This window comes from Kocuria sp. p3-SID1428 (assembly GCF_025149945.1).
Taxonomy (GTDB): Bacteria; Actinomycetota; Actinomycetes; order Actinomycetales; family Micrococcaceae; genus Kocuria.
The window spans coordinates 16,753-43,040 of sequence record NZ_JALXVH010000006.1; the positions used below are offsets into that span (position 1 = coordinate 16,753).

Here is a 26,288-nt window from a genome sequence, read left to right on the forward strand (position 1 = left end):
GGCGGCTAGGCAGCACGAAGGGGACGCCTCCGAGTGGAAGCGTCCCCTTCGTCGTGCCCGCACCCTGCGCTGCGGGCGAGCGCTCAGCGGATCGGCAGCCCGGCCCGCTCGAGCACGAAGTCGGTCAGCGGGGCGTAGGCCTCGGGCGGGATGTTGTCGTCCAACGGCACGACCACCTCGATCAGGCCCTGCTGCTCGCCGACGAAGGGCGCGGGGTCGTTGCAGTCGGCGATTGCGATGACGCGCGCACCGCGGGAGCCGGCGGCCCCGGCCATGCCGTGATCGGAGACCACCAGATCGGGCAGGAACGAGGGATCGCCCGCCTGCTCGGCGAGCCGGTCGAGAGCCAGTTCCATCGGCTCCGGGCGGTGCGTGTGCCGCAGCCCGCCGTACTGCTCGACCATCATCACGTCCGAGACCTGCCGCACCTGGCCGTCGTCCCAGGCGATGCCGCCGTGCATGTGCAGCACCTCGGCACCTGCCGCGCGGGCGGCCGCGGCCAGGCGGGAGTAGATCGGAGGCAGGGCCGCGGGATGAGCCGTGGCGAAGAAGATCGTGGCGCCGGGTCGCACGGCGTCGGCGAGCACGTCCGCGTATCGCTCGAGCGCGGCCACGCACAGCTGGGCGCTGATCGTGTCCACGCCCTCGGTGAAGGACGGGTCGGCGCTGATGCCGACGCGCTCGACCATGAGGCGGAAGACATCGTCGTACGTGGTGCCCGGAGTCGGGGTGACGCCCATGTACTGGTGCTCGGAGGAGTCCAGGAAGCCCTGGATGTTCGCCAGATTGGCCTGCCGGGGCGTGGCCACCGGGCCGGTCGCGTGGAAACGGTCGAGGTGATCTGCCAGGTCCTGGGGGCTCAGCGCTGAAGTCGTCATGGCTGCCACTGTAGGTCCGGGCGTGATCCCCCTCTGCGACGGGGCATAGACCTGCTCGACGTGGGCCCGTGCTGCGGCCGCCCAGGAGAAGCCGCGGGCGCGATCAGCGGCGGCCCGGCCTCGCCGAGCCAGCTCGGCGGGATCTCCCAAGGCAGACCGCAGGGCTTCGGCCCAGGCCTCCGGCGTGCGGTGGCCGACGAGCCAGCCGGTGCGGCCGTCGTCGACCGCCGAGCGCAGCCCGCCCGCATCCGAGGCGAGCACCGGGGTCCCGCAGGCCTGCGCCTCCAGGGCCACCAGCCCGAAGGTCTCGGACGACGACGGCACCGCCCAGAGATCCGCCCGGCGCATGGCGGCGGCCAGCTCGGTCACGGGCATCGAGCCGAGCCACTCGATCCGGTCCTCGATGCCCAGAGTCCGGGCCTGCTGGTGCAGGGAGTCGGTGAAGGCGTCGTCGCCCACCCCTGCCAGTAGCAGGTGGGGAACCGGGGTCTTCGGATCGGCGGCCAGCAGGCCCATCGCCTTCAGGAGGATCTGCGGGCCCTTGAGCGGCTGGAGGCGCCCCGCGAAGCCGATCACCGGCTCGTGGTCCTGGCGGGCAGCGGACTGCGGCTCGGAGGAGGATGGAGCCTCGGGAGGCTGCGGGCCGTCCGGGCGGAACACCTCGAGGTCCACGCCCGGGGCGATCACGTGAGTCCGGGCGGGGTCGGCGTCGTAGAGCTCGCGCATCTGCTCGGCCTCGGCGGCGGTGTTGACCACCAGGGCCGAGGTCTCGCGGATCAGGCGCTGCTCGGCGCGCTCGCGGACCTCCGGCTCGAGGGGCTCCCCGGCGGCCGCCTGCGCGTTCTTGCCGCGGGCACTGGTGTGCAGGGTCAGCGCGAGCGGGATGTCCCAGTCCTGCGCCAGATCCCGGCCGACCTCCCCGGAGAGCCAGTAGTGCCCGTGGAGGACATCGGGGCGGGGCAGCAGCTGCGCAGCGGCGGCCTGCAGAGCCGTGGCGACGGCGGGCAGGTGCCGCGGCAGCTCGTCCTTGGTCGCGCTCGCGGTCTCGGGCAGAGTCACGCTCACCAGCCGCAGCCCCGGCGGCTCGCCTACGGGCTGGGCCGTGACGGTCTCCACCGGTCGGACCTGCCCGGGGTGCTCGCCGTCGCGCCACAGAGTGATCAGGTCCACCGCATGGCCGAGCCGGGCCAGCTCGCTCGCCAGCTGCCGGACGTAGACATTCATCCCGCCCGCATCTCCCTGGCCGGGCTGGCGCAGGGGAGAGGTGTGCAGGCACAGCATCGCGATGCGTCGGCACTTCTGCGACGGACCGGTCGGAGCGGCGCAGGGATCTTCCAAGGTGAGCACGCGAACACTCTAGGGCCGCTAGGCGCGCGACTACGGTGCCACAATGGTCCGGTGAGCACCGATACCCAGGCCCCCGACCCCCGCAGCCAGCCGCCTGCCGCGGCTTTCGTCGCCCAAGACGTCCATCGCCCAGGCGCGGCTGCCGAGCGCAGCGCCGTCGTGGACCTCGCCGCGATCCGCCACAACGTGCGGCTGCTGGCCGAGCTCGCCCACCCGGCAGCCCTGATGGCCGTGGTGAAGGCCGACGCCTACGGCCACGGCGCGGTGCCGGTGGCCCGTGCGGCGCTGGTCGCCGGGGCGCACGGGCTGGGCGTGGCGCATGTGCGCGAGGCCCTCGAGCTGCGCGAGGCCGGGATCCGCGCCCCGATCCTGGCCTGGTTGCACACCGCGGACACCGACTTCGAGACCGCGCTGCAGCGGGACATCGCCCTGGGGGTCTCCGGTGCGGAGCTCTTCGAGATCGCCGCGACGGCCCAGCGGATCGGGCGCACGGCTCGGATCCACCTCAAGGTCGACACCGGCCTGGGCCGCAACGGCTTCGCGCTGTCGCAGTGGCCGCAGGTCCTCGAGACCGTCCGCGGGCTGGAGCGAGGCGGTGCGCTGCGCGTCGACGGGATCTTCTCCCACCTGGCCGTCGCCGATGAGCCCGAGTGCCCGGAGACCGATGAGCAGGTCGCGGCCTTCACCGCCGCCGTGCGGCAGGCACGGGAGGCGGGGCTCGCCCCGCGGTTCACCCACCTGGCGAACACGCCGGCGACCCTGTCGCTCGGGCAGCCGGGTGCGCTCGCGGATCCGCAGACCATGCGCGGGGACATCGTGCGCACCGGCGTGGGGCTCTACGGCGTCTCGCCGTTCGCCGATCGCAGCGCCCAGGAGCTCGGGCTGCTGCCTGCCATGACCCTGCGGACCTCAGTGGCCAACATCAAGCGGGTCCCCTCGGGCCAGGGGGTCTCCTATGGTCTGAGCTACCGCACCTCCGAGGCGACCACCCTCGCGCTGATCCCCATGGGCTACGGCGACGGTGTGCCGCGCGTGGCCACCGGGGCCCCGGTCATGATCGAGGGCCGCACCTACCCGGTCGTCGGGCGGATCGCCATGGACCAGATGGTTGTTGACCTGCGGACCACGGAGGACATGAGCCATCTGCTGGGTGCGGAGGCGGTCCTCTTCGGCGGCGAGGGCGCCCCCTCGGTGCGCGAGTGGTCCGAGGCCGCCGGGACGATCGACTACGAGATCATCACCCGGATCTCCCCGCGGGTGCAGCGCGTGCACGTGGACACGCGTGCGGATCTGGCCTTCGACCGCGTGGCGCAGGAGCGTGCGGCCCAGGCCCGCGCCGAGGGAGAGCCTGCCGATGGCTGAGCCAGAGGCCAGCGCGCCGCGCTGGGAGCGCACCGTGCAGGTCGGCTCGGCGATCGAGACCCAGCGCCTGGCCGAGCGGCTGGGACGCGAGCTGCGAGCCGGTGACCTGATCCTGCTGGACGGTCCCCTCGGGGCCGGCAAGACGACCTTCACGCAGGGCCTGGGTCGCGGCCTGGGAGCGGTGGAGGGGATCATCTCGCCCACGTTCGTGCTGGCCCGTCGCCACCCGAACGACGCCCACGGCCCCCGTCCCGGCGCCCCGGGGCTCGTGCACGTGGACGCGTACCGGCTGGCCGATGCGGCCCAGGTCGAGGACATCGACCTCGAGGAGACTCTCGCCGAGTGGGTGACGGTCATCGAGTGGGGGCGCGGCAAAGTCGAGGGGCTCAGCGACTCTCGGCTGGAGATCGAGATCGAGCGGCCGCAGGGAGGGCAGCGCTCGCTGTCGGACGTGCTGGCGGAGTTCGCCGCGGACCACGACGAGGACGAAGCTGCGGCCGTCGACGAGCCGCGGACGCTGCGGCTGCGCGGCATCGGCCCACGCTGGGACCGTGTGCCGAAAGCGCTGCACGACTTCGCCGACCAGGGCTGAGCTCACGCTGCCCGTGCGCGGGGCGAGTGCTCCGGCGGGCGTCTTCGACGCCGTGCAGGAGCAGCTTGAAGGGCAGCGCGAGGTCTACATCGACCTCCACGCCCACCCCGAGCTGTCCATGCACGAGACCCGCACCAGCGGCATCATCGCCGAGCGCCTGGAGGGCTTCGGTTTCGAGGTCCAGCGCCTCGGCGGCGGCGTGGTGGGCGTGCTCGCCAACGGTCAGGGCCCCGTGGTGATGAACCGGGCGGACTTCGACGCCCTGCCGGTCGAGGAGAGGACAGGGCTGGACTACGCCTCCACCGAGACGACCCCCCCGGCGAGGACGGCCGCACCGTTCCGCTGATGCACGCCTGCGGCCATGACATGCATGTGGCCGCGCTGCTGGGCGCTGCCAGTGCGATGGCGGCCTGACCGAGAAGGTCCCCGCCCCCGAGGTGGTGCTGGGCCAGCACGTCATGACCCATGAGGCCGGCACCATCGGCACCAAGGCGGGACCCATCCTCTCGGCGGGCGATTCGATCGAGATCACCCTGCACGGCTCCGGCGCCCACGGCTCCATGCCGCACCTGAGCGTGGATCCGGTGGTGCTCGCCTCCACGATCGTGATGCGACTGCAGACGGTGGTGTCCCGGGAGATCCCGCCGTCGTCGTTCGCGGTGCTGACCGTGGGCTCGATCCAGGTCGGGTCCAAGTCCAACATCATCCTCCACGGCCACGCTCCTGCTGAACATGCGCACCTACGACGAGGACGTCCGCTCCACCATGATCACCGCCATGGAGCGGATCGTGCGCGGCGAGTGCGAGGCGGCCGGCTGCCCCCAGGAGCCCGAGTTCCGCTACGACGACCAGTACCCGCTCACCGACAAGGACGACGACGTCAGCGCCAAGGTCACCGAGGCCCTGCGCGCCCAGTTCGGGGAGGCCGTGTTCGAGCAGGCTCCGCAGACCGCCTCGGAGGACTTCAGCATCGTGCCGAGCGCCTTCGGCGTCCCCTACACCTACTGCACGGTCGGCGGCGTCTCGAAGGGCCGCCTCGAGAGGGCCGCGTCCAGCGACGATCCCGCGGACCAGATCGCCCCCAACCACTCGCCGTACTTCTACCCGGACATCGATCCGACCCTCGAGTCCGGCACCAAGGCGCACCTGGCGGCCGCGCTGGCCTGGCTGGGCTGACCCGCTCTCCGACGAGGCCGCAGCTTCGCAGTCCCTCAGCACTGAGGGGATGCGAAGGTGCGGCCTCGAGCGTCCGGGCGGAGGAATCTCTGATCGGCCGCCGGCACTGCGCAGGCGCGGACGACCCGGGGACCCGCACAATCTGATCGGCCCCAGCCGATGCGCCGACGTCTTCAACCACTCGTGACCGGCAGGTCCAGGGGCATTCAGCGCCAGTTCGGGTACGGGAAACCTGAGGCGGGGACGGTGGGGCCTTCCCCCGCAACCCGCTCCCCACGAAGGACCCATGTCACCCACCACGGCCCCGCACACCCTGAACCGACGACGGCTCCTGGAGCTCGGAGGCCTGACCGGCACCGCGCTCGCCCTGGGCATCAGCGCCCCTGCCGAGGCGAGCGAGTCCGGGGAGGCAGCCGGGGCGACGTTCGGGCTGGGAGTCGCCAGCGGCGCACCGCGCCCCGACGGCGCCGTGCTGTGGACGCGTCTGGCCCCGGACCCGCTGGCCGAGGACGGGCACGGAGGGATGCCGCTGCGGCCGGCGCCGGTGCGCTGGGAGGTTTCCCGGGACCCGGAGTTCACCCGCGTGGATCGGCGGGGCAATGCCCTGGCCCAGCCCGAGCTGGCACATTCCGTGCATCCTCGCGTGAAGGGGCTGGCTCCGGACACGCAGTACTGGTACCGGTTCCGATCCGGCCAGGAGGTCAGCCCGGTGGGGCGGTTCCGGACCCTGCCGGCCCCGGGACAGCAGGCCGACGCGTTCTCCTTCGGCCTGGTCTCCTGCCAGGCCTGGTACCACGGGCACTTCACCGCGCACCGCCACTTGGCCCAGGAGGAGGACCTGGACCTCGTGGTCTTCGTGGGGGACTACATCTACGAGTACGGGATCACAGCGGACAACCTGTGGCGCCAGGGCGCGAGCGTCGCGCCGGCGCACGAGGTGGAGATCGAGACCCTCGAGCAGTACCGGCTGCGCTACAGCCTCTTCAAGTCGGATGCGCACCTGCAGGCCGTGCATGCTCGGGCGGCGGCCGTGGCGGTGTGGGACGACCACGAGGTCCAGAACAACTACGCCGCGGCGGTCTCCGGCAAGGACGTGTCCCCGGAGGACTTCGAGCATCAGATCGCGGTGGCCTACCGGGCGTTCTACGAGAACATGCCCCTGGACCTCGAGGCCCTGCCCACCGGCCCGGACGCGGACATCACGAGCGGCTTCGACGTGGGCACGCTGGCGCGCTTCAGCCTCCTGGACTCGCGGCAGTTCCGCGATCCGGAGCCTGCCGATGCCCAGGAGCAGAACCGGGAGCAGCGAACGATCCTGGGAGCCCAGCAGGAGTCCTGGATCGAGGGCCGCCTTTCGCAGAGCACTGCCACCTGGGACGTGCTGGCCAACGGGGTCGTGCTCACGGCCGTCTCCGAGGACCGCACCGACATGTGGGACGGCTATCCGGCAGCCCGCCGACGCCTGATGGCGGCCATGTCCGAGGTCTCCAACCCGGTCATGCTCACCGGTGACATCCACAAGCACGTGGCCGCCGAGCTCAAGGAGGACTTCGCGGATCCGTCCTCCGAGACGATCGGCGTCGAGCTGGTCTGCACGTCGGTGGCCTCCGACGGGGACGGATCCGAGACCGATGCCTACACCGCGGACTGGACCCGCCACCCCTACGTGCGCCACTACGACGGGCGCCGCGGCTACGTCCACGTCCGGCTGACCCCGCAGGAGATGACCTCGAGCTTCTGGGTCGTGCCCTGGATCGAGGCCGATGACACAGCGCCCAAGGAGCTCTCGGCGCGCTTCAGCACCCGCGCAGGAGAGCCGGGACTCGCCCCGGCCGGAGAGGACCGAGCATGAGCCCGCGCCCGCAGACCGTCCAGGGCCTCGAGGCCGAGGCGGGGATCGGCCGCCTCGAGCTGCGGTGGCAGGCGCTGCCCTGGGAGCCGCTGATCGATCACTACCGGATCTACTCGGGAGCACCCCGGGACAGGGGGCGTGAGCCGGACCCGGAGCACCTGGTGGGCCGGACCATCTTCCCGCGCTTCGTGCTGGACGGGCTGGACCCCGCTGGGGAGCAGCACAGCCTCACGGTCATCGCCGTGAGCGATGCGGGGCGCCTGTCCCTGTCCAGCCGGCCGCTGATCGCAGCCTCGCAGGCCTCGGTCACCGAGACCGGCACGGAGCTGGCCGCGATCGGCTCCTTCGACGGGAGGACCCACGAGCTGCAGTTCGCACCGAAGGACTACGCGAAGATCCCGAAGGCCTACCCGCAGACGCTCATCGAGTTCCGCCAGGGCGACGACGAGCCCCGTCAGGCCTGGCCGTACCTGCTGCCCGGCCCCGGCGACGCCTGGGCGGGCCGGAAGTCCTATCGGGCCCGCTGGGTCGTGGAGCTCGACGAGGCCCCGGGCACGACTGATCTGGCGCTGTGGCTCGTGGACACGACCTCGCTGGGCGGGAGGCTGGACATCGCCGTCAACGGGACGCCGGTGCGCGGCATCGAGCTGCCGCGGGGGTCGAACAAGGGCTCGCGGCAGGGCGATGCCACGGCGACCGGCTCGCCGCTCAAGCGCTCGCGCCACGAGCTCGAGCTCCCGGCCGGGGCCCTGCGCGCCGGTGAGAACACCGTCGAGTTCGTCCTCGCCGAGGGCGGCTGGGTGGCCTGGGACGCTCTGGGCCTGTTCGCGCGCTGAGCGGGGACGTGAGTCGGCGGCATAGACTGACCCGGTGCTCCTGCTGTGCCTCGACTCCTCCTCCGCCGCCTCCGTCGCGCTCCTGCAGATCGACGACGATCCAGGACTCCCTTCCGGCGACCACGACGCCTCGCCCGGGAATGCTCATGTGCTGGCCGAGTGGTCGACCGAGGACACCCGCAGCCACGCGGAGGTCCTGACCCCGGCAGTCCAAGAGGTCCTGGAACGGGTCGGGACGGCGCCCGAGGACCTGTCCGGAATCCTGGTCGGCACCGGCCCCGGGCCCTTCACCGGCCTGCGCGCAGGCCTGGTCACCGCGCGGGTGCTCGGCTACGCCTGGGACCTGCCGGTCTGGGGGATGACGAGTCTGGCCGCGCTGGCCCATGACGTCGCAGCGCTCCCGCAGCCGCCGTCGTCGTTCATCGTGGCCGCCGACGCCCGGCGCCGTGAGGTCTACTGGGCGCAGTACCGACTGCAGGGCACGGGGGCGCCGCTGCTCGTCGACGGCCCCCGCGTCGGTCCCGCCCAGGAGCTGCCCGATCTGCCGGTCTACGGCCGCGGCGCCCGTCTCTACGCCGAGCAGCTGCCGCAGGCCGTCGTCGAGCCGGTGCCGGGCGGCCCGCAGCAGGCGCCGTCGGGCTGGCAGGCGAGCGCGGCGTCGCTGGGGCTGGCCGCCGCCGAAGCGCTGGCCGCAGGCCAGCAGCTCTCGCAGGATCTCTCCCCGCTGTACCTGCGCGACTCCGATGCCAAGGTGCCCGGTCCCCGCAAGAAGGCCGGAGCATGAGCGGGCCGTGGCAGCTGCGCACGGCCGCGCTCGAGGACGTCGCCGCGCTGCACCGCCTAGAGCTCGAGCTGTTCCCGGGCGATGCCTGGTCCGAGGACATGCTCGCCGCCGAGATCGCCCATGAGACCCGCCGCTACCTGGTGGCGGTGCAGGACGAGCGGATCGTGGGATACGCCGGCGTGATGGTCGTGGCGGAGACCGCCGACGTGCAGAACATCGCGGTGATCCCGCAGCTGCGCGGGCGCGGCCTGGGCTCGGCCCTGCTGGAAGCGCTGCACGAGATCGCGAGCCGGCGCGGTGCGCAGGAGGTCCTGCTGGAGGTGCGCGAGTCCAATGAGACGGCGCAGTCGCTCTACCGGCGCTTCGGCTACACGGAGATCGCCCAGCGCCCGCGCTACTACCCGGACGGGGAGACGGCCGTGATCATGCTCGCCCCGCTGAGCGCCGACGGAGGTGCTTCCGAGGCAGTCGGCACTCGGCGCCCGCCGAGCACGACCGACCTGACGAGCCACATGGACCTGTCCGCCGCAGCGCACGACGACCCCCGGGAGGACCCGCGATGACCACGACCGACAGCCCCCTGGTCCTGGGCATCGAGACCTCGTGCGATGAGACCGGCGTGGGCATCGTGCGCGGGCGGCGCCTGCTGGCCAATGCCGTGGCCTCCTCGATGGACCAGCATGCCGTCTTCGGCGGCGTCATCCCCGAGATCGCCGCCCGCGCCCACCTGGAGGCCATGACGCCCACGATCGAGGAGGCGCTGCGCACCGCAGGAGTGCGCCTGGAGGATCTCGATGCGATCGCCGTGACCGCAGGCCCCGGGCTGGCCGGCGCGTTGATGGTGGGCGTCTCCGCCGCCAAGGCGCTCGCGCTGGCCACGGGCAAGCCGCTGTACGCCGTGAACCACCTGGTCGCCCACGTCTCGGTGGGCCTGCTGGATCCCGACGACGACGGCGCCCCGACCCTGATCGCGGAGGACGGCTCCCTGGTGCCCGGTCTGGGTGCGCTGCTGGTCTCCGGCGGGCACACCGAGATCCTGGCCGTGCGGGAGATCGCCGAGGACGTCGAGATGCTCGGCTCGACCATCGATGACGCCGCCGGAGAGGCCTACGACAAGGTCGCCCGCCTGCTCGGACTCGGCTACCCGGGCGGCCCCGTGATCGACCGCGCCGCCACCGAGGGGGATCCGAAGGCCTTCCGCTTCCCGCGCGGTCTGGCCGCCGGCAAGTACATGGGCAGCGCGGAGGCGCCTGGCCCGCACCGCTACGACTTCTCGTTCTCCGGTCTCAAGACCGCGGTGGCCCGGGTGGTCGAGGCCTTCGAGGCCGAGGGCCAGGAGGTCCCGGTCGCCGATGTGGCCGCCTCCTTCCAGGAATCGGTGGCAGATGTCATCACGTCCAAGGCCGTGCTGGCCGCGCGTGAGCACGGGCTGTCCACCGTGCTGCTGGGCGGGGGAGTCGCGGCGAACTCCCGGCTGCGGGCATTGGCCGCCCAGCGCTGCACCGAGAACGGCATCCGCCTGGTGGTCCCGCCGCTGAGCCTGTGCACGGACAACGGCGCCATGGTGGCCGCCCTGGGATCGCGGCTGGTGACGGCAGGGATCGAGCCCACGGGGCTCGAGTTCACCGCCGATCCCGGGCTGCCCGTGGCCACGGTGTCCATCCCCGGGCTCGCGCTGCAGGCCTGAGCAGGACCGACGGCGCCCGAGTCCTCCCTGTCGGGAGAGCTCGGGCGCCGTCGTCGTGCGGAGGGTGCGGGAGCTCAGCCCTGCCTGGCCCGCCGCACCACGTCCAGGGCGGCGGAGCGCAGGTCGCCGTCGTGGGCGGCCACGGCGGTGCGCTGATGCGTGGAGCCGGTGCCCTCGGCGATGATCCGGGCCACCCCGGCGAGCTCCTCGACGCAGCCCAGGTCCACAGCGATCGGCTGCAGGCGCTCGAGCATGGCTGCCAGGTCGTCGGTGACGAGCAGCTCCTCCAGGGCGTTGTCCCGGATGATGATCGCCTCCAGCCCGTAGCGAGCGGCGCGCCACTTGTTCTCGCGGATCAGCCACGGGCGCATCTGCTCGACCTTGCGTCCCGAGTCCACGATCCGCGAGGCCTCCTCGGCCAGGCACTGGGTGAGCGCTGCGATCGCACTCAGATCCCGCACGGAGGTGGGGGAGTCGCAGAAGCGCATCTCGACCGTGCCGTACTTGGGCACGGGGCGGACATCGAGGCGGGATTCGCTGATGTCGTCGATCACGCCGGTGGCCAGCAGATCCGAGACGCACAGCTCGAAGTCCGACCAGGTCTGGAACGAGTAGGGGATGCCCGCGGTCGGCAGCTGCTGGAAGAGCTGGGCGCGGTGGGAGGCGTAGCCGGTGTCGAAGCCGTTCCAGTACGGCGAGTTGGCCGACAGCGCCAGCAGGTGGGCGTAATGGGCCAACAGGTGGTCCTGGACCGGCAGGGCCTTGTCCTGCGAGTCGACGCCCACGTGGACGTGCATGCCGAAGATCACCATCTGCCGCCCCCAGTACTGAGCGCGGTCCAGGACGGTGAAGTAGCGGTCCTTCTCCACGACCGACTGATCCTGCCAGCGGGAGAACGGATGAGTTCCCGCGGGGTAGATCTCGATGCCCTGGGGGTCGGTCACCTCACGGATCTCGCCGAGCATCTGCTCGAGCTGGCCCACGGCCTCTCCGACGCTGCGGCACACCCCCGTGACCATCTCCACGGTGTTGTTCAGGAACTCACCGGTCAGCACGGGGTGATCGCCGTCCTCGGCGCGCTCGGGGACCTGGCTGTGCACGGCCGCGAGGATCTCCTCGGCCCGGGGCACGAGCGCGCCGGTCTGGGCGTCGACGAGCGCGACCTCCCATTCGATGCCCAGTGTCGACTGCGGCGATGAGCTGAATTCGATGTTCATGGCACCTCGCAGGCAGGACGTCCGGGGATCCGCTCGGCGGCATCCGAGCGGATCCCACTGTAGAACAGCGCACAGCCCTCGCGGTGCGGATCGCTACCCTGGTCGGCATGCCGCGTCATGAACTGCCCCCCGTCGACCGTCGCACCCCCGCTCTGCCGGACTCCGTAGCTGTCCGTGCCCGCTTTCGCACCCGTCGCGCCGGGCTCGGCCTCGTCCTCGCCGGAGGGCTCGCGCTGAGCGCCTGCGGAAGCCAGCAGGCGCCGTCGGAAGGGACGACGGCCTCCGGGGCCGCCTCGGACGGGGCGAGTGCCGCGAGCCCGTCGGAATCCTCCGCCCGCTCCGAGGCCGGCTCAGGCCAGCAGGCCGCCGGACTGCTGCCCGATGAGCAGACCCGTGCCGCGGCCGAGGAAGCCGTGTCCGAGATGACGCTCGAGGAGAAGGCCGGGCAGGTCCTCCTTGCCACGTGGAGCGGGGCCGATCCCGCCTCGGTCGATGCCCAGATCAGCCAGATCGAGGATCTGCATCTGGGCGGTGTGATCGTCATGGGCGCCAACGTCCCCACCGCCGACGGCCAGGGGACCACCGAGGAGGCCGGTGCCGGCGGCGGCGCCTCGGACGTCGACGTGGAGGCCATGCGCTCGCAGAACGAGAGGGTCGGTGCGGCCCTGAGCCCCGAGGAGCGCAGCTGGTCCGGGATCATCGGGGTCGATCAGGAGGGCGGCTCCGTCGCCCGCCTGGCCGAGCCGCTGACCGTGTGGCCTGCCGCGCAGACGGTCGGTGCCGCTGACGATCCTGGGCTGACCCGCCAGGCGGCTGCCGGGATGGGCGCTGAGCTCGCCGGGCTCGGCTTCACCATGGACCACGCGCCCGTGGCAGATGTGACGACCCCGTCGGATGCCGTCATCCGGGACCGCGCCTACAGCGACGATCCGGAGGTCGTCTCCGAGCAGGCGGTGGCCGCCGTGGGCGGGCTCACCGACGCCGGCATGATCTCCTCGCCCAAGCACTTCCCGGGCCACGGCTCGGTGAGCACCGACTCCCACGTGGGGCTGCCCGTCCAGGAGGCCTCGCTCGAGACGCTGGCCGAGTCGGAGTGGCTTCCGTTCCAGGCCGTGATCGACGCCGGCGCCCCGTCGATCATGATGGGCCACATCGCCGTGAGCCAGTGGAGCGCTGAGGTCCCCGCCTCGCTCGAGCCGAAGGCCTACGAGGCGCTGCGCGAGGACCTGGGCTTCCAGGGGGCGGTCGTCACTGACGCCCTCGACATGGGGGCTCTGAAGGACGTCGTGGGCCCGGGCCGACCCGTCGACACCGGCGTGAGCACACCTGCCGGTGCGGCCCTCCAGGCTGGTGCCGACCTGCTGGTGATGCCCGAGGACGAGGCCGCAGCGCACGCGGACATCGTGCAGGCCGTGGAGTCCGGGGCCATCCCGCAGCAGCGCCTGGACGAGGCCGCCACCCGGGTGGTGGCCATGCAGATGAGCTATGACCAGTATCGGGACTCGGCGCCGGTCGAGCCTGCCGAGCCGGGCTCCCACCGGGAGCTGGCGGCGCGCTTCGAGAGCTGAGCCCTCTGCGCCGGCCTTGTCATGAAGTGGACGGGTCCAGGACTCGCGGCGAGGCTGCAGCACGAGGAGCTTGGTGGCAAGCATACTGTCCGCACATTGTCTCGATCAAAAGTCATTGAAGGAACAGGTGCACAGTGAGTATTTCGGAAAGTCTCGAGCGCATGGCCGCTAAGGTGGCGCAGACGAAGGATCAGATTCAGACCGAGGAGGCCACCAAGACGGCTCTTGTCATGCCGTTCATCCAGGATGTTCTCGGATACAATGTATTCGACATTGATGAAGTGGTGCCAGAATTCATCGCGGACGTCGGCCTGAAGAAGGGCGAGAAGATCGACTATGCGATTCTGCATGACGATGCGGTCTCCATATTGGTGGAGTGCAAGAAGGTCGGACAGTCGCTGAATGTGAATAACGCTTCGCAGCTCTTCAGATACTTCCATGTGACGTCTGCACGGATTGCCATACTCACCAATGGACGCCATTGGCAATTCTATACTGATCTGGATACTCCCAATAAGATGGACTCGAAGCCGTTCATGGAGTTGGACCTGCTCGACGTCGACCCCCTGCTTATTCCACAGGTTGAAAAGCATTCAAAGTCCGATTTCGATCTCGACTCTGTGCTGAATGCTGCAGAGGAGTTGAAGTATGTTTCAGCAGTAAAAAAGGTCATGGCTGCGCAGCTCAAGGAGATCGAAGCTGACTTTGCGAACCTCTTCATCTCTCGTATCTACTCCGGTAGGGTGTCGGCGAAGGTTCGCGAGCAGATGACGCCTATCATCCAGTCGGGAATTCAACAGTTCGTTCGGGATCAGGTGAATGAGCGGCTGCAGCGAGCGCTTCTGAACGGCGAGCATTCGCAATCCGTCCTGGCCACTGGTGCGACACCTATGGTCGCCGAGGCGGTCGTCGCACAGGTTGATTCGGAATCGATGCCGATAGATGGTGCGGTGGAGACTACGGAAGATGAGATTCAGGGCCACCTCATCATCCGTGCGATGCTCGGCGATATCGTTGATCTCAATCGCGTCGCCATGAGAGACGCCAAGAGCTATTGTGCCATCATTCTCGATGACAACAATCGTCAGCCCATTGCCCGCCTGTGGTTCAATCGCTCCCAGTGGTACCTGGGGACGTTCGACGAGAATAAGAAGGAGACTCGTAACCCTATCGCGAGCCTCACGGAGATCTACGATTATCGGGAGGCTTTGAGAGAGGCGACGCGACGTTACCTCTGAGGCAGATCGGCGACGGGCCTGTGCACTGAGGCCGCAGATCGGCTGCGCATCAGCGCTGAGCGGAGGCGGTGGTGCGGCCTCAGCCCAGCGGCTCGACGACCAGGACCGCACGGCGCTCGCCGGTGCGGCCCTCATCGTCGCTGTCCCACAGCCGCGTGACGATCAGCGTGGCGCGATTCGGCCCGGACGGCTTGAGCTGCCGGCGCAGCTGCTCGGGCCTGACGTCGGTGCCGCGCTTCTTGATCTCCAGGGTGCCGATCCGGTTCTGCTTCACCCAGGACTTGAGCACCTTGACGGTGTGGGGCAGGACCTCGCGCACGCGGTAGGCGCGGGCGAACGGGGTCGACGGGTCCTGGACGTCGGAGGCCGTCAGGTAGGCGATGCGGGGATGGACCAGGCGTGCACCCAGACTATCGCCCAGGTCCTGCACCAGTCCGGCGCGGATCACGGCTCCGTCGGGCTCCCAGACGACGTCGCCGGCGGCGATCGGCGGGACGGCGTCGTCGCTGTCCTCGGAGACCGTCAGGGGTGCGTCGTCGGGGTCTGGGAACGGCTCCGAGGAGATCAGCTCGTGGTGGCCCTGCTCGCCCATGACCAGGGCGGCGCGGCGGATCCCGGGGCGGGCCAGTGCTCCGAACCACAGCACGACCTCGACCACGTCTCGTCGGTGGGAGATCCACTGCGCCTCGCACCCCTCCGGCACGGCCTCGTGCGGCAGGCCCGGACCCATCTTCACGCCCACCGGCATCCCGGAATCGGCCAGCGCCTGGACGAAGGACAGAGGAGGGGAGAAGGCTTCCGGATCGAAGATCCGCCGGGAGGCTCCGGCGGTCTCGCGGCGGGCCGGATCGAGCCACAGCGCCTCGGGGCGTCCGCCGGGCAGGCCGTCGAGGTCGAGGCTCTGGACGTCGGCCTGGACCACGCGGGTTTCGGGGAACGGCGTGAGGTTCACCGTCGCCACGGCCGCGGTGGTCTCATCGAGCTCCACGGCGGTGACGTCGAGCCCGGCGGAGGCCAGGGTCATGGCGTCGGCGCCGATCCCGCAGCCCAGATCAGCCACGCGGCGCACACCGGCCTGGACGTACCGGCTGGCGTGGACGGCCGAGACGCTCAGCCGGGTGGCCTGCTCGAGGCCGTCCTGGGTGAAGAGCATGTGCTGGGCGAACTCGCCGAACTTGGCGACTGCCGCGGTGCGCAGCCGGGACTGGGTCATGGCCGCGGAGATCAGCTCGGGGGCGAACCCCTCGGCGCGCAGCCGCGAGATCTGCTGGAGGACCTCGTCCTCCCGATAGGGGCCCAGCGCGTCGAGCAACCGCATGCCCTCGGGGGTGAGCAGCGCGGCCAGGGGATCGGCGTCAGTGCCGGGGGACGGGGTCTCTTCCACGTCCTCGACCCTAGCCCCTGAGCAGACGGCGATCGACGGACCTGCGCGGCGACGCGAGGATCAGTAGCAGGAGGCGAGCCGGCCGTTGGGGCCGTCGATCACGGTGATGGGGGTGTCGAAGACCTCGGTGAGGACCTCGTCCGTGAGGATCTCCTCCGGCGTGCCGAAGCGGGCGATCTGCCCGTCCTTCACCGCGCAGATGTGATCGGCGTAGTGCGCGGCGAAGTTGATGTCGTGCAGCACGATGATGATCGTGCGCCCCAGTTCCCGGCAGGCGGAGCGCAGGAACTGCATCATCTGCACCGAGTGCTTCATGTCCAGGTTGTTCAGCGGCTCGTCGAGCAGCACGTGATCGGTCTCCTGGGCCAGGACCATGGCCACGTAGGCGCGCTGGCGCTGACCGCCGGAGAGCTCGTCCAGGTACCGGTTCTGCAGTTCGGTGAGGTGCAGGAAGTCCAGGTACTTCGAGATGATCCGCTCGTCCTCCACGTTCAGCCGTCCCCCGGAGTAGGGGAAGCGCCCGAAGCCCACGAGCTGGCGCACCGTCAGGCGGGTGACGTAGTGGTTCTCCTGCCGTAGGATCGACAGGATCTTGGCCAGGTCCTTGGACTTGGTGGTGGCCACGTCCATGCCGGCCACGCGGATCGTGCCCTCGTCGAGGCAGAGCAGCCGCCCGATCATGGTCAGCAGCGTCGACTTGCCGGCGCCGTTGGGGCCCACCAGGGCGGTCATGCCGCCGGTGGGGATCTCGAGGTCGACGGGTCCGATGCGGACCTCGTCCGTGTAGTCCTTCCGGACATCGCGCAGTGTGATCACAGTCGCCCCTTTCGGAGGATGACGAAGAGGAAGACCGACCCGCCCACGAGCTCGATGATGATCGAGACCACGCCCTGGGCGTAGAAGACGTGGTTCATCACGAAGTACGCGCCCGTGAGCACCACGAAGCCCGTGAGCCAGGCGATCGGGAAGATGCGGCGGTGGTCGTAGGTGTCGGCGAACTGGTAGGCCAGCGTGGCCACCAGGAAACCGAGGAAGGTCATGGGCCCCACCAGGGCGGTGGACACGGCTATGAGGATCGAGATCAGGAACAGGATCCGGAGGGTCTCCCAGCGGTGGTTCAGCCCGAGGTTGCGGCTGACGTCCGCCCCCATGGCCACGACATTGAGCCGACGCGAGCTCAGCCACAGGGCGAGGCCCGCGACGGCGCACAGCGGGACGGCGACGGGAAGCAGGGCGTCATCGGCGTTGGTGACGGAGCCGAAGAGCCGGGCGCTGAGCAGGTCGAACTCGCTGGGCGTGAGCATGCGCTGCATGAACGTGGCGACCGAGCCCAGTCCGCCGCCGATGATGATGCCCACGAGCAGCATGACGTGCATGCTGCCGCGGGGCCCGGACAGCAGCCAGGTGTAGAGCACGGTGGCCAGCACGACCATCAGCGCGACCTGGACCGCGAACTGCGTGAGGCCGGAGAAGGCCAGCAGCCCGGCGGTGCCGCCGAGGTAGACGACTGCGGTCTGGATCGCCACGTAGAGGGATTCGAAGCCCATGATCGACGGGGTGAGGATGCGGTTGTTCGTGGCGGTCTGGAAGCTCACGGTGGCCATGGCCTGGCAGAACGCCACGATCCCCATGACGACCACGTTCTCGACGCGCAGCTCGGCGATGCGCCAGAAGCCCGCCGTGCCGAAGGGCAGCGGGTTGTCCCACACGAGCAGTCCGCCGGCGAAGGCCACGGAGGCGATCACCAGGATAGTGAGCACGATCCAGTAGCGGCGACGGGCCGCAGCCGTGGGGAAGGCCCCGGCGCTGCCCTGCGAGACGGGCGCGCTCTCGGTCCGGGAGGCGATCTGTGCGGTGCTCATGCGCCCTCCTGCCTCACTCGCTCCTGCGCTGACGCAGCAGAATGGCGACGAACACGACGGCGCCCACGATGCCCAGGATCACGGAGACCGGGATCTCGAACGGCATGATCAGGGTCCGCCCGATCAGATCGCAGACCGTGACGATGGCGATGCCCAGCAGGCATACCCACGGCAGGTTCGAGCGCAGGTCGTCGCCGCGGATCATGGACACGATGTTCGGCACGATCAGTCCCAGGAACGGCAGGTTCCCGACCACCACGGTGACCACGCCGGTGGCCACCGCGATCAGGGCCGTGCCGAAGAGGATGATCCGGCCGTAGTTCAGTCCGATGCTCGTGGCGATGTCCTCGCCGAGTCCGGCCGCCGTGAGGCGGTCGGCCACGATGAACACGACGACCACGACGACCGCCACGATCCACAGCACCTCGTACTGCCCGCGCAGCACCGAGGTGAAGGAGCCGGCGAACCACACCCCCAGCTGCTGGAGCATGTCGGTCTGCAGCGCCACGAAGGTCGAGACGGAGCCCACCACCGCGCCGAGCATGATGCCCACGATCGGCACGATCAGCGACGAGCGCAGGGACACGCGGCGCAGGAACAGGAAGAAGACCATAGTGCCGATGAAGGCGAAGACGACGGCTCCGACCATGCGCTGCATGAGGGTGGCCGACGGGATCAGCAGCATCACGGTGAGCAGGCCGAGCCCGGCCCACTCGGTGGTGCCGGTGGTGGTGGGCTCGACGAAGCGGTTCTGGGTCAGCAGCTGCATGACCAGCCCGGACATGGCCATGGCGGCGCCGGCCAGCACGAGGGCCACCGTGCGGGGGATGCGGGTGATGGCGAACATCTGCGCCCCGTGCTCACCGGAGATGTCGTAGGCGCCGGTGAACAGGGACAGCACCAGCAGCCCCGCCACGGCCAGCACGGCCAGCCACAGCTTCCCGTCGCGGAAGGCGGCCGAGAGCGTGCCGGATCGGGTGCGCGCGGCGGTGGAGCCGGTGCTGGTCTTGCTCATGTCCCCTGCTTCGTCGATCGGTCGGTGCGGGCCCGTTCCAGGACAGCGCGGAAGCGGCGGTGCCGATGTGGGCGTCACCGCTTCCGCGGCACGTCAGCGCAGCTTCAGCTCTTGGCGCCCTCGAACGCATCGGCCAGGCCGTCGAAGATCTCGGTGTAGGTCTGGATGCTCTCGTTCGTGTAGGTGTCGGCCGGAGCGTAGTAGACCTGGCCCTCCTTCACCGCCGTGGTGTTCTGCAGGGCCTCGGAGCCGGAGATGATCTCCTCGGCCGGGGAGGAGTCCTCCTCGACGGCTGCGTCGCGGTCCAGGACGATGATCCAGTCCGGATCGGCCTCCGCGATGGCCTCGACGGAGACGTCGTCGCCCTGGTGGTCATCGCTCGAGCCCTCGATCTCGAGCGCGGGGGTGAAGCCGAACTCGTCGAACAGCGGCCCGAAGGTGCGCCCGAGGCCCGGGGCGATGTAGCCGATCTCTCCGCCGGAGACGTTCACGGCCATGACGGTATCGCCCTCCTGGTAGGTCTCGCTCACGCGCTGCGAGGCGTCGTCCAGGGCGCTGTTGAGCTGCTCGGCGTCGTCCTCATGGCCGAAGACCGTGCCCATCCCCGTGGTCTGGCGCTGGAGCTCGTCGAAGAAGTCCTCGCCCTCGCGCGGCTCGAACTCCACGAGCGCAGCCTCCGGGACGAGCTCCTCGATGTCGCTGCGATGATCGGCGAAGCGCTGGCCGTTGACCACCAGGTCGGGCTGTGCGCCGGCCAGGGCCTCGAGGTCCGGCTCGCGGTGGTTGCCGATGTCGATGGTGTCCTCGCCCTGCCAGCACTCGATGGTCTCCGGGATGAGGGGCTTGGGCGCAGCGGCCAGGTCGATGTCCCAGTCGCACAGGGTCTCGAAGGTGCGGTTGTCGGTGGCGACGACGCTGTCGGCCGGTGAGGGGACCTCCTGCGTGCCGAAGTTGTCCTCGACCTCGACGGTGCTGCCGTCGGAGGTGCTCGAGTCCGCGTCCTCGTCGGATCCGCAGGCCGTCAGTCCGAGAGCCAGAGCCAGGGGCAGGGCGGCCAGGGCGGCGCCGGAGCGGCGGCTGGGTGCAGGCATGGGAGGGTCCTCTTGTCTGTCGACGGAGCAGCGGGTGCACAAGGTGAGGCTCACCTTGAGTAGGTCAGGATTACCTTACCAGCGACTTCGGGGGGAGCTGTCAGCGGTTGCCGGGGCTTTCCCAGGGCTGGCACTCGCCTTGACCGACTGCCAGCGCCGTCTCTAAGGTGGCGTTAGCACTCGCCCTCGGGGGGTGCTAAGGGATTCGGGCCGATCGGCACCGCGACGACGGTTGGCAGATCCTCTGGCGCACCAGCACCGGGGTCCTCGCAGCAGCGGGGAGCAGCACCTCGGCGGGGCGCCGTGACAGCTTCCGCAACACTTCGAATCCATGAGAGAAGGAGACATCGTGTCGATCTCCATCAAGCCGCTTGAAGACCGCATCGTCGTCCAGGTCGTCGAGGCCGAGCAGACCACCGCCTCCGGCCTGGTCATCCCGGACACCGCCAAGGAGAAGCCCCAGGAGGGCAAGGTCATGGCCGTGGGCCCGGGCCGCGTCGACGACTCCGGCAACCGCATCCCGGTCGACGTCAAGGAGGGCGATCTCGTGATCTTCTCCAAGTACGGCGGCACCGAGGTCAAGTACAGCGGCGAGGAGTTCCTCGTCCTGCCGGCGCGCGACGTGCTGGCCGTCGTCGAGAAGTGAGCCTGACGACCGCCTGATCACCTCAGGCGGTCCGAGCAGAGGGCGCCCGCCGCGTGCCCCGCGGTTGCGCGGGTCCGCATGGCCGGCGCCCTCTCTCGTCGATCAAGACCCCAGTCATCCCGACGGGCCCGCGCCCGTCGATCCCGAAGGAGAATCCGGCCCATGGCCAAGCAGCTGCTGTTCCGCGAGGACGCACGCAATCAGTTGAAGGAGGGTGTCGACCGCCTGGCCGACACCGTCAAGGTCACCCTCGGTCCGCGGGGCCGCAACGTGGTCCTGGACAAGAAGTGGGGCGCCCCCGTCATCACCAACGACGGCGTCACGATCGCCCGTGAGGTCGAGCTCGAGGACGCCTACCAGAACCTGGGCGCTCAGCTCGCCAAGGAGGTGGCGACCAAGACCAACGACGTCGCCGGCGACGGCACCACCACCGCCACCGTGCTGGCGCAGGCCCTCGTGGAGGAAGGCCTGCGCAACGTGGCCGCAGGCGCTGCTCCGGGCCAGATCAAGAGGGGCATCGAGGTCGCCGTCCAGGCGGTCGCCGATCGCCTGCTCGAGGACGCCCGCGAGGTCTCCGGCGACGAGGTCGCCAAGGTCGCGGCCATCTCCTCCCAGTCGGAGGAGATCGGCGAGCTCATCTCCCGGGCCTTCGAGGTCGTCGGCAAGGACGGTGTGATCACCATCGAGGACGGCTCCTCCACGGAGATCGAGCTCGAGGTCACCGAGGGCATGCAGTTCGACAAGGGCTACCTGTCGCCGTCGTTCGTCAAGGACGCCGAGCGCCAGGAGGCCGTCATGTCCGACGGCCTGGTCCTGCTCTACCAGGGCAAGATCTCCTCCGCGCAGGAGCTCATGCCCGTGCTCGAGAAGGTCGTGCAGACCAAGAAGCCGCTGACGATCATCGCCGAGGACGTCGAGGGCGAGGCCCTGTCCACCCTGGTCGTCAACAAGCTGCGCGGCACGCTGGACGTCGTGGCGCTGAAGGCCCCGGGCTTCGGCGACCGCCGCAAGGCGATCATGGAGGACCTCGCGGTGCTCACCGGTGGCACGGTCGTGACCTCGGAGCTGGGCATCGCCCTGGACCAGGTCTCGCTCGAGCAGCTGGGCTCGGCCCGCACGGTCACCGTGACCAAGAACGAGACCACGATCATCGACGGCGGCGGCACCGCCGAGGCGATCTCCGAGCGCGTGGACTACATCCGCGGGCAGGTCGAGCGCACCGATTCCGAGTGGGACCGCGAGAAGCTGCAGGAGCGCCTGGCGCGCCTGGCCGGCGGCGTGTCCGTGATCAAGGTCGGCGCGGCCACCGAGGTCGAGGCCAAGGAGCGCAAGCATCGCATCGAGGACGCCGTCTCCTCGACCCGCGCGGCCCTCGAGCAGGGCATCGTGGGCGGCGGCGGCTCGTCGCTGGTCCACGCCTCCGCGGCGATCGACGACGTGAAGACCCAGCTCGACGGCGACGCCGCCGTGGCCGCGGACATCGTGCGCCGAGCCCTGCGCCAGCCGCTGCGCTGGATCGCGCAGAACGCCGGCCAGGACGGCTGGGTCGTGGTCTCGCGCGTGGAGCAGATGGAGCTCGGGCACGGCTACGACGCCAAGGCCGATCAGTACACCGATCTGCTGGCGGCGGGCATCATCGATCCCGTCAAGGTGACCCGCTCGGCGCTGCAGAACGCGGCCTCAATCGCGGCCCTGGTGCTGACCACCGAGACCCTGGTCACCGACAAGCCCGCGGAGGACGATCAGGACGGCCACGGCCACCAGCACTGATCCGGACGCTGCGGCGCTGACAACGGCCGCAGCAGGCCGAGGACAGGCCCGGCTCCCGTCGCACTCGCGGCGGGAGCCGGGCCTTCTGCGCGCCCCGGACGATGCCGCGGGCTGACAGCCAGCGCTGGTAGGTTGCCGCCCGTACTTCCCCGGAGGCCGCGCAGGCATGCAGGCTCCCGCATGACCCGCTGCCCTGGCCGCAGCACGGAGGAGAAGCATGACCGAGCAGCAGGAGACAGGCGGCGCCGCAGACGACGCCCGCCGCCGGGAGTCCGTGGCCAGGTACTCCGGCTTCCGCCCGGAGATCCAGGGGCTGCGCGCCGTGGCCGTGATCATGGTCGTGCTCTACCACGTCTTCCTCGGGCGGGTCTCGGGCGGCGTGGACATCTTCCTGCTGATCTCGGCGTTCTTCATGACGCTGTCGTTCGTGCGCAAGCTCGAGGGCGGGCGCCCGCTGCGGATCGGACGGTACTGGCTGCACACCTTCAAGCGGCTGCTGCCGCTGGCGGTGCTCACGGTGCTGGGCACGCTCGCGCTGGTCGCCCTGTTCTTCCCGGCCTACCGTGTCGAGGAGGCCCTGCGTCAGGCAGCGGCGACCCTGACCTACACCGAGAACTGGGTCCTGGCTCTCACCTCGGTGGACTACTACGCCGCCGATCGCTCCACGGCCAGCCCGTTCCAGCACTTCTGGTCCCTGTCCGTCCAGGGCCAGGTCTTCCTGCTGTGGCCGCTGCTGTTCGGGCTGACCTGGCTGCTGACCCGCGGCCGGTCCCGCCTGCGGCCCGTGCCTGTGCTCGCGGTGCTGTTCAGCGCCATCTTCGCCGCCTCGCTCGTGTTCTCGATCGTCACGACCGCCACCCAGCAGGAGTTCGCCTACTTCGATACCCGCACCCGGCTGTGGGAGTTCGCCCTGGGCTCGCTGCTGGCCCTCGCGCTGCCCTACATCCGACTCCCGCGGTGGCTGCGCGTGGTGCTGGGGTGGGCGGGGTTCGTCTCGATGGTGCTGGTGGGCCTGCTGGTCGATGTGCAGGGAGCCTTCCCCGGTTGGATCGCCCTGTGGCCCCTGCTCTCGGCGGCCGCCATCATGGTCGCCGGGCAGACGGACTCACGCGTCGGTCTGGACCGGATCTTCGCCGCCAAGCCGCTGGTGCGCATGGGGGACTCCTCCTACGCGCTCTACCTCGTGCACTGGCCCCTGCTGATCACCTACCTGGTGGTCCGCGACCGCCCGGAGGCCGGTCCCCGTTCCGGCGTCGTGCTGATCCTGGTCTCGCTCGCTCTGGCGATCCTGGCGACCAAGCTCATCGAGGCGCCGCTGAAGAGCTGGAAGTGGCCCGAAGCCACCAATCTGCGCCTGGCCGGAGCGGTTGTCGTGTGCCTGGCGGTCGGCCTGGGGCCGGTCCTGGCCTGGCAGCAGAGCCTGCGCGCGGACGTCGCCGAGGCCCCGGACGGCCCCACGGCCTCGAACCCGGGTGCGCTCGTGCTGCGCGACGACGTGCAGACCGCGCCTGATCCCGACGCCCCGACGATTCCGCTGGCGGCCCAGCTCGACGACCAGGCGCCGGACCGGGGCGCGGCGTGCCCGAGCGAGTGGGACGTCCCCGTCGGATCGCAGCAGTGGTGCCGCGAATCGGTGCCCGCGGAGGACCCGTCGCAGACCGTGCTGCTGATCGGCAACTCTCACTCCGAGCACTGGCTCGACGCCCTGCGGCCGGTGGCCGAGACGAACGGCTGGCGGGTGGTCAGCTACATCAGGCCCGGCTGCTACTGGACGAGCCACGAGGACCAGCTCGATGGCGAGTGCGGCCCCTGGCTCGACGGCTCCATGCCCCTGGTGCATCAGATCGACCCGGACCTGATCATCACCCAGTCGACCTTCACCAACGCCGAGGGCGAGTACTACAAGCCGGACTACGACCAGCGCGTGCGCGAGGTCACGGGCGAGGGCTACCGCGTCCTGGGAGTGCGCGACATCCCGCGCTTCGATCAGGCCCCGCCGGAATGCGTCATGGAGGAGGGCTCCGCGCAGGCTCCGCAGTGCCAGAAGACCCATCCGATGCTCGGACAGCCCGATCCCATGCAGCCGCTGGCCGAGGAGCTGCCGCTGTACGCCGAGATGGACATGACCGATCAGATCTGCCCGGATGGCGTCTGCCCGCCGGTGATCGGCAACATGTACGTGCAGTGGGACATGGGGCACCTGTCCATTCCCTACTCGCGCTCGCTGGCCTGGACCTTCGGCGACCGCCTGGCCGCAGCCCTGGCCGAGGACGGCGTGGCCGTGGAGAACCAGCCCGCTCTGCCGCAGCTGCAGTGAGGACTGCCTCGGCAGGCGGAGGGGCCGAGGTCGCGTGAAGGGTCCTAGACTGTCCTCTCGAAACCGCACCGCGCCCGGGAGCCGCCGGGGCGTCGGCCGTGCCGTCGATGGAAAGGTCCTCCCCGTGTCAGAAGCCCCCGTCCCGACCGCCCTGTCTGAGGATCCGTTCGGCTTCGTCGGACTCACCTACGACGACGTCCTCCTGCTGCCGGGCAGCACGGATGTCATCCCGTCGGAGGCCTCCACGAGCACGCGCCTGTCGCGGCGCATCGAGCTCGAGACGCCCATCATCTCCGCCGCCATGGACACGGTGACCACCGCCAAGATGGCGATCCAGATGGCCCGCCTGGGCGGCATGGGCGTCATGCACCGCAACCTGTCGATCGCCGATCAGGCCGAGAACGTGGACCTGGTCAAGCGCAGCGAGTCCGGCATGATCACCGATCCCGTGACGGTCGGCCCGGAGGCCACCCTGCGCGAGCTCGACCGCCTCTGCGGCTACTACAAGGTCTCGGGCCTGCCGGTGGTCGAGGACGGCACCCGCCTGGTCGGCATCATCACCAACCGCGACACCCGCTACCTGCCGGAGTCGGACTTCGACACCCGCACCGTGCGCGAGGTCATGACTCCCATGCCTCTGGTCACCGGGCGCGTGGGCATGCCCAAGGAGGAGGCCTTCCAGCTGCTGGCCTCCAACAAGCTCGAGAAGCTGCCCCTCGTGGATGATCAGGGCGCGCTGAGCGGGCTGATCACCATCAAGGACTTCACCAAGGCGGAGCAGTACCCGCGCGCCACCAAGGACGACGAGGGCCGCCTGCGGGTCGGTGCGGCCGTCGGCTTCTTCGGCGACGGCTGGGAGCGGGCCATGACGCTCGTCGAGGCCGGCGTGGACGCCCTGTTCATCGACACCGCCAACGGGCATTCCCAGGGCGTGCTGGACATGATCGCCCGGCTCAAGGCCGAGCCGTCGGCCGCCCACGTGGACGTGATCGGCGGCCAGGCCGCCACCCGCCAGGGCGCCCAGTCGCTGATCGACGCCGGTGCCGACGGCATCAAGGTCGGCGTGGGACCGGGCTCGATCTGCACCACGCGCGTCATCGCCGGCGTGGGCGTCCCGCAGATCACCGCGATCAACGAATCCGCCAAGGCCGCGATCCCGGCCGGCGTGCCGCTGATCGCCGACGGCGGCCTCCAGCACTCCGGCGAGATCGGCAAGGCGCTCGTGGCCGGTGCGGACTCGGTGATGGTCGGCTCGCTGCTGGCCGGGACCGACGAGTCCCCGGGCGATCTGATCTTCATCAACGGCAAGCAGTTCAAGGCCTACCGCGGCATGGGCTCGCTGGGGGCCATGCAGACCCGGGCCGGGAACACGTCGTTCTCCAAGGACCGCTACTTCCAGGCGGACGTGGGATCGAACGAGAAGCTGATCCCGGAGGGCATCGAGGGCCAGGTGCCGTACCGCGGACCGCTGTCCTCGGTGATCCACCAGCTCGAGGGCGGCCTGCGCCAGACCATGTTCTACACCGGGGCCCGCTCGATCGAGGAGATCAAGCACAAGGGCCGCTTCGTGCGGATCACCTCCGCCGGGCTCAAGGAGTCGCACCCGCACGACATCTCGATGACCGTCGAGGCCCCCAACTACAAGCGCTGATCCGCCCGACCTGGC

22 protein-coding genes are annotated in these 26,288 nt (G+C 70.2%); 15 read left to right on the top strand and 7 right to left on the bottom strand.

Annotated features, from left to right (window positions below; genetic code table 11):
* Positions 1–83: 83 nt before the first annotated feature.
* Positions 84–2,225 carry a phosphatase gene (locus tag M3E84_RS02490; protein WP_259894426.1) on the bottom strand — a complete coding sequence of 714 codons (2,142 nt, stop codon included), beginning with the start codon at positions 2,223–2,225 and terminating at the stop codon, positions 84–86.
* Positions 2,226–2,384: 159 nt separating this feature from the next.
* On the opposite strand from M3E84_RS02490, the gene alr reads away from it, so the two are divergent.
* The 9 genes from alr to tsaD all read left to right on the top strand — a co-directional run bounded on the left by alr (position 2,385) and on the right by tsaD (position 10,514).
* The gene (alr, locus tag M3E84_RS02495) at positions 2,385–3,587 is read left to right on the top strand and encodes an alanine racemase (RefSeq protein WP_396415547.1); all 1,203 of its coding nucleotides are present in this window, start codon (positions 2,385–2,387) and stop codon (positions 3,585–3,587) included.
* A complete protein-coding gene (gene tsaE, locus M3E84_RS02500; RefSeq protein WP_259894428.1) occupies positions 3,580–4,179 on the top strand; it encodes a tRNA (adenosine(37)-N6)-threonylcarbamoyltransferase complex ATPase subunit type 1 TsaE in 600 nt (199 codons plus the stop codon). Before alr ends, tsaE begins: the two co-directional genes overlap by 8 nt.
* Positions 4,180–4,192: 13 nt before the next feature.
* Complete coding sequence (locus M3E84_RS12365) at positions 4,193–4,525, top strand: hypothetical protein (protein ID WP_311200413.1); 333 nt, start codon at positions 4,193–4,195, stop codon at positions 4,523–4,525.
* Between the two features lie 386 nt (positions 4,526–4,911).
* Complete coding sequence (locus M3E84_RS12370; RefSeq protein ID WP_311200414.1) at positions 4,912–5,355, top strand: hypothetical protein; 444 nt, start codon at positions 4,912–4,914, stop codon at positions 5,353–5,355.
* Positions 5,356–5,641: 286 nt separating this feature from the next.
* Entirely contained in the window at positions 5,642–7,207 is a 1,566-nt protein-coding gene (locus tag M3E84_RS02510) for an alkaline phosphatase (protein WP_259894429.1), read from the top strand.
* A complete protein-coding gene (locus M3E84_RS02515; RefSeq protein WP_259894430.1) occupies positions 7,204–8,043 on the top strand; it encodes a polysaccharide lyase family protein in 840 nt (279 codons plus the stop codon). Before M3E84_RS02510 ends, M3E84_RS02515 begins: the two co-directional genes overlap by 4 nt.
* Positions 8,044–8,077: 34 nt before the next feature.
* Positions 8,078–8,827 carry a tRNA (adenosine(37)-N6)-threonylcarbamoyltransferase complex dimerization subunit type 1 TsaB gene (tsaB, locus tag M3E84_RS02520; protein WP_259894431.1) on the top strand — a complete coding sequence of 250 codons (750 nt, stop codon included), beginning with the start codon at positions 8,078–8,080 and terminating at the stop codon, positions 8,825–8,827.
* Complete coding sequence (gene rimI, locus M3E84_RS02525) at positions 8,824–9,390, top strand: ribosomal protein S18-alanine N-acetyltransferase (RefSeq protein WP_259894432.1); 567 nt, start codon at positions 8,824–8,826, stop codon at positions 9,388–9,390. Before tsaB ends, rimI begins: the two co-directional genes overlap by 4 nt.
* The gene (gene tsaD / locus M3E84_RS02530) at positions 9,387–10,514 is read left to right on the top strand and encodes a tRNA (adenosine(37)-N6)-threonylcarbamoyltransferase complex transferase subunit TsaD (protein WP_259894433.1); all 1,128 of its coding nucleotides are present in this window, start codon (positions 9,387–9,389) and stop codon (positions 10,512–10,514) included. Before rimI ends, tsaD begins: the two co-directional genes overlap by 4 nt.
* 74 nt (positions 10,515–10,588) lie before the next feature.
* Here tsaD and M3E84_RS02535 read toward each other — a convergent pair whose 3' ends face one another.
* Entirely contained in the window at positions 10,589–11,731 is a 1,143-nt protein-coding gene (locus tag M3E84_RS02535) for a glutamate--cysteine ligase (protein ID WP_259894434.1), read from the bottom strand.
* A gap of 107 nt (positions 11,732–11,838) precedes the next feature.
* Here M3E84_RS02535 and M3E84_RS02540 point away from each other — a divergent pair, with 107 nt between their 5' ends.
* Together M3E84_RS02540 and M3E84_RS02545 are read left to right on the top strand one after the other, a co-directional pair.
* Complete coding sequence (locus M3E84_RS02540; RefSeq protein WP_259894435.1) at positions 11,839–13,299, top strand: glycoside hydrolase family 3 protein; 1,461 nt, start codon at positions 11,839–11,841, stop codon at positions 13,297–13,299.
* A gap of 161 nt (positions 13,300–13,460) precedes the next feature.
* Positions 13,461–14,537 (top strand): type I restriction endonuclease, encoded by a 1,077-nt coding sequence (locus M3E84_RS02545; protein WP_259894436.1) that lies wholly within the window; start codon positions 13,461–13,463, stop codon positions 14,535–14,537.
* 79 nt (positions 14,538–14,616) lie between these two features.
* Here M3E84_RS02545 and M3E84_RS02550 read toward each other — a convergent pair whose 3' ends face one another.
* From M3E84_RS02550 to M3E84_RS02570, 5 genes are all read right to left on the bottom strand, one after another.
* Positions 14,617–15,921, bottom strand: a complete 1,305-nt coding sequence (locus tag M3E84_RS02550) for a class I SAM-dependent methyltransferase (protein WP_259894437.1) — start codon at positions 15,919–15,921, stop codon at positions 14,617–14,619.
* Positions 15,922–15,981: 60 nt separating this feature from the next.
* Positions 15,982–16,737 carry an ABC transporter ATP-binding protein gene (locus M3E84_RS02555; protein WP_259894438.1) on the bottom strand — a complete coding sequence of 252 codons (756 nt, stop codon included), beginning with the start codon at positions 16,735–16,737 and terminating at the stop codon, positions 15,982–15,984.
* The gene (locus tag M3E84_RS02560) at positions 16,734–17,783 is read right to left on the bottom strand and encodes an iron chelate uptake ABC transporter family permease subunit (protein ID WP_259894439.1); all 1,050 of its coding nucleotides are present in this window, start codon (positions 17,781–17,783) and stop codon (positions 16,734–16,736) included. Before M3E84_RS02560 ends, M3E84_RS02555 begins: the two co-directional genes overlap by 4 nt.
* Before the next feature lie 13 nt (positions 17,784–17,796).
* Positions 17,797–18,798: an ABC transporter permease gene (locus M3E84_RS02565; protein ID WP_259894440.1), complete on the bottom strand. Its 1,002-nt coding sequence runs from the start codon at positions 18,796–18,798 to the stop codon at positions 17,797–17,799.
* A 104-nt stretch (positions 18,799–18,902) separates the two neighbouring features.
* Entirely contained in the window at positions 18,903–19,889 is a 987-nt protein-coding gene (locus M3E84_RS02570) for a siderophore ABC transporter substrate-binding protein (RefSeq protein WP_259894441.1), read from the bottom strand.
* Between the two features lie 349 nt (positions 19,890–20,238).
* Between M3E84_RS02570 and groES the strand changes: the two genes are divergently transcribed.
* The 4 genes from groES (at position 20,239) to guaB (ending at position 26,273) form a co-directional block, all read left to right on the top strand.
* The gene (gene groES / locus M3E84_RS02575) at positions 20,239–20,535 is read left to right on the top strand and encodes a co-chaperone GroES (RefSeq protein ID WP_006213446.1); all 297 of its coding nucleotides are present in this window, start codon (positions 20,239–20,241) and stop codon (positions 20,533–20,535) included.
* Between the two features lie 162 nt (positions 20,536–20,697).
* Positions 20,698–22,305, top strand: coding sequence for a chaperonin GroEL (gene groL, locus M3E84_RS02580; RefSeq protein WP_259894442.1), 1,608 nt, complete (start codon positions 20,698–20,700; stop codon positions 22,303–22,305).
* 217 nt (positions 22,306–22,522) lie between these two features.
* Entirely contained in the window at positions 22,523–24,622 is a 2,100-nt protein-coding gene (locus M3E84_RS02585; protein WP_259894443.1) for an acyltransferase family protein, read from the top strand.
* A gap of 124 nt (positions 24,623–24,746) precedes the next feature.
* The gene (guaB, locus tag M3E84_RS02590) at positions 24,747–26,273 is read left to right on the top strand and encodes an IMP dehydrogenase (RefSeq protein WP_259894444.1); all 1,527 of its coding nucleotides are present in this window, start codon (positions 24,747–24,749) and stop codon (positions 26,271–26,273) included.
* Positions 26,274–26,288 lie beyond the last annotated feature (15 nt).

Excerpts from the sequence above, each read along its gene's own strand:
- M3E84_RS02570 (WP_259894441.1), bottom strand. The coding sequence starts at position 19,889 with ATGCCTGCACCCAGCCGCCGCTCCGGCGCCGCCCTGGCCGCCCTGCCC.
- M3E84_RS12370 (WP_311200414.1), top strand. The coding sequence starts at position 4,912 with ATGCGCACCTACGACGAGGACGTCCGCTCCACCATGATCACCGCCATG.
- groL (WP_259894442.1), top strand. The coding sequence starts at position 20,698 with ATGGCCAAGCAGCTGCTGTTCCGCGAGGACGCACGCAATCAGTTGAAG.
- M3E84_RS02565 (WP_259894440.1), bottom strand. The coding sequence starts at position 18,798 with ATGAGCAAGACCAGCACCGGCTCCACCGCCGCGCGCACCCGATCCGGC.
- M3E84_RS02545 (WP_259894436.1), top strand. The coding sequence starts at position 13,461 with ATGGCCGCTAAGGTGGCGCAGACGAAGGATCAGATTCAGACCGAGGAG.
- M3E84_RS02540 (WP_259894435.1), top strand. The coding sequence starts at position 11,839 with ATGCCGCGTCATGAACTGCCCCCCGTCGACCGTCGCACCCCCGCTCTG.
- M3E84_RS02510 (WP_259894429.1), top strand. The coding sequence starts at position 5,642 with ATGTCACCCACCACGGCCCCGCACACCCTGAACCGACGACGGCTCCTG.
- M3E84_RS02535 (WP_259894434.1), bottom strand. The coding sequence starts at position 11,731 with ATGAACATCGAATTCAGCTCATCGCCGCAGTCGACACTGGGCATCGAA.
- rimI (WP_259894432.1), top strand. The coding sequence starts at position 8,824 with ATGAGCGGGCCGTGGCAGCTGCGCACGGCCGCGCTCGAGGACGTCGCC.
- M3E84_RS02515 (WP_259894430.1), top strand. The coding sequence starts at position 7,204 with ATGAGCCCGCGCCCGCAGACCGTCCAGGGCCTCGAGGCCGAGGCGGGG.
- tsaD (WP_259894433.1), top strand. The coding sequence starts at position 9,387 with ATGACCACGACCGACAGCCCCCTGGTCCTGGGCATCGAGACCTCGTGC.
- M3E84_RS02585 (WP_259894443.1), top strand. The coding sequence starts at position 22,523 with ATGACCGAGCAGCAGGAGACAGGCGGCGCCGCAGACGACGCCCGCCGC.
- M3E84_RS02560 (WP_259894439.1), bottom strand. The coding sequence starts at position 17,783 with ATGAGCACCGCACAGATCGCCTCCCGGACCGAGAGCGCGCCCGTCTCG.
- tsaE (WP_259894428.1), top strand. The coding sequence starts at position 3,580 with ATGGCTGAGCCAGAGGCCAGCGCGCCGCGCTGGGAGCGCACCGTGCAG.